Origin of the sequence: Mycolicibacterium llatzerense (assembly GCF_025331195.1) — a bacterium.
GTDB lineage: Bacteria > Actinomycetota > Actinomycetes > Mycobacteriales > Mycobacteriaceae > Mycobacterium > Mycobacterium llatzerense.
This window is the reverse complement of sequence record NZ_LXOV01000008.1, coordinates 1-2518: the sequence shown is the minus strand read 5'-3', so window position 1 is coordinate 2518 and position 2518 is coordinate 1. Positions and strand designations below refer to the sequence as shown.

The 2518-nt window shown below is 62.3% G+C and carries 3 protein-coding genes and 1 pseudogene; all 4 read right to left on the bottom strand.

Features of this window, described 5'->3' with window-relative positions; translation table 11 throughout:
* Positions 1 to 71: 71 nt before the first annotated feature.
* Positions 72 to 197, bottom strand: coding sequence for a hypothetical protein (locus tag A7G45_RS14860; protein WP_260938358.1), 126 nt, complete (start codon positions 195 to 197; stop codon positions 72 to 74).
* Positions 194 to 373: a hypothetical protein gene (locus A7G45_RS14855; protein ID WP_260938356.1), complete on the bottom strand. Its 180-nt coding sequence runs from the start codon at positions 371 to 373 to the stop codon at positions 194 to 196. Before A7G45_RS14855 ends, A7G45_RS14860 begins: the two co-directional genes overlap by 4 nt.
* A complete protein-coding gene (locus tag A7G45_RS14850) occupies positions 370 to 2010 on the bottom strand; it encodes a hypothetical protein (RefSeq protein ID WP_260938354.1) in 1641 nt (546 codons plus the stop codon). The genes A7G45_RS14855 and A7G45_RS14850 overlap by 4 nt, the downstream gene beginning before the upstream one ends.
* Positions 2007 to 2518 (bottom strand): annotated as a pseudogene (locus A7G45_RS14845) (hypothetical protein); the annotation flags it as partial. The pseudogene A7G45_RS14845 and the gene A7G45_RS14850, both read right to left, overlap by 4 nt.

Below are 2518 nucleotides of genomic sequence, written 5' to 3'. Positions count from 1 at the left end.
AAGAACACGGCGTCCCACATCGAGTTGACAAGCCACTTCGAAGGCCCATTAGCCATGATCAATTACCTTCCTCAGAACGACAGCAACGGGTCTTTGTCCGGGTCAGCACCGAACACCATCCACACGTAGAAACTGGTGCAGAACAACGCCACACCAGCCACAGCACCGAACGCGACCGGTAAGGCGCGGCGAATCACGGAGCCGCCACCGACAAGTCATCCCACGTGGCGACATCCTCATCGGCCGCGTAATGGCACGTGCCGTCCGAAGTCATCACGATCTGCCACGACTGATCCGGGTCGGTCTTGCCGGTCTTCACCGCCACGATCCCGGTCCGGGGGTCCTGCTTCGCCGCATTGACGGGATACGTCATTTCGTCGTTCCAATCCTCGTGATTTCCAGGTAGGTCTGGGTGCCCGTCGCCTCGCCGGTCAGGGTGCCGCCGGAGACATTGAGGTTGTTCCAGCCCGGTTGGATGTAGTCGCCGGGCTTGAGATAGACGATGAATTCGCTGCTCATGGCGTTCATTCCGCCCTGATCGGTGGCCGCGTTGGCGACGGTGATCCACCGCAGTGCCGGCTGGCCGTATTCCCGGATCGAACCGTTCTTGTACAGCAGTGGCGTGATGAGCTGATTCGCGGTCGAGCTGTTGGTACCCATGTTGATCTTGGCTCGGATCTTGACCAGGTACGTGTCTTCGACGGAGACAGTGATTTTCGACGTCGTGAGGTCGACGGTCAGGTCAGCGGTGGCGTAGTCGATAACCCCGAACACGCTGCCCATCACCGTGTTTGACCCTGACGAGCCGAGACTCACGGTCGACGTCGACGTCCGGTATAGGCGCGCTGTCGAACCCACGTATGTCGGGATGATGTAGTCCGACACCAGGACCGCCGACAACCAGAAGCTGTACGCCGTGTACGCACCCTGGAACAGGAACGGCGGGACGGTGCGGGAGGTCATCGTGACTTGCGTCGACCGATTCCCGGAAACAGCGTGCGCCCCAGGATCAGACACCGTCGCGATGGCGGCGGTGCTGCTGTTGATGAAGACGTCGTAGTTGTTCGCCGTCGCGGCGTTGCGCACCTCAATGCGGGTCGCCGACGTCAGCGTCTTGCTGATTGTTCCGCCGGAAAGTGGCGTGTAGGTGCGTGACCCGAGAGCGCCCGAGTAGTAGCCGAGGATCAAACCTGTCGTCTTGATCGACAGGTACAGGCCCGTGGTGAATCCCGTGTTGCTATGGAAGTGCAGGATGGTCTCAGCGACCGAGTCACCTTTCGGTCCCAGTACCACGCCGAGGGACTGGCTGTCGGTGCTGTACAGGTGGGCGCAGTTCGCCACCGCGACAGTTCCCACCGATGCGCCTGCTGACATGCCCATCGAATCGACACTGCCCACGACACGGATGGCCATGTTGGACACGGACACCCAATCGGCGGACGGTAGCGGATCGCCGTCAGCACCGGCCATGTCCATTTCGAAGGTGACACCGCTGGAGCCACCGCCATTGGCCTGCTGCTGCAGCGCCCACTGAGCCGCATATGACGCCGCCAGGGCATCCTGCGTATCCTGAGCATTCTTGTCGGCCAACGCATTCAGGGTGCTGGCGTTGTTGCCACTGATCGCGCCGCCCAGGCCGGAACCGATCGCATCCCAGATGTCCTGCAGCCCATGCCCCAGGCCATCGGCGATAACATGGCCGATGTTGCCGATGACCGTTTCCGTAGCGGTCAGCAGGTTGTTCGCGAGCGTGCCAACCTGACCGATCGCGCTACCGATACCGTCACCGACATCCTGCGCCCACTCGGTGACGAATCCCCAGCCGTCGTAGTTGTCGCCGGTGTCCACACCACCAACAGCCACCGCCACATCCGCGCCCGTGCGCTGCTGCTGGAACTCCTGCCACTGCGCAACCTGATCCATCCCCAGGCGCTGATTCTGGCCGCCACCCTGCCCGGGAGGCCGCTTAATCGCGGCGAAAGTGTCAGCCCAATCAGGACCATCACTCATGCGGGCACCGTCATACAGCCGAACAAGCCCGTACCAGCCGCCGACGAATACGACGACGACCCGGCCTGCTTCTCGGTCCGGAAGTACACGTTCGCAGGCTGACCCGCGAGAATCTTGGTTGCCGACGACGTGGTACCCGCAGCCGGGTAGCCGATCAACGACAGCTTGTCCTTGGCGCCCGCGACCCCGAACGAGCGGCCCACAATCTTCGTGCCCGTCTCATCGTCCAGGTGTGCAACCAGGTCCACCCGCAAGTTCGTCCCCGACGATGCCACTACCTGCACCTCACCCGATGGGATCACATACCGGTCGTACGGTGCGTCCGCGATCGGAATGGTGGTCATCGTGAACCCGGCGGTTGTTCCCGGCGGCACGTCAGTCACTGTGGCGGGCCAGTACATCTGCGAATACTTCTGCGGCACAAGCTCGAACGCCGCCAGACCGGCAGCAACAGCAGGAACCCAGCCGAGTTGCGGGTCACCGTAATCCGACGGCGTAATCGTCACCG

Bases quoted from the DNA above. Each gene is read 5' to 3' on its own strand.
- A7G45_RS14855 (WP_260938356.1), bottom strand. From the start codon at position 373: ATGACGTATCCCGTCAATGCGGCGAAGCAGGACCCCCGGACCGGGATC.
- A7G45_RS14850 (WP_260938354.1), bottom strand. From the start codon at position 2,010: ATGAGTGATGGTCCTGATTGGGCTGACACTTTCGCCGCGATTAAGCGG.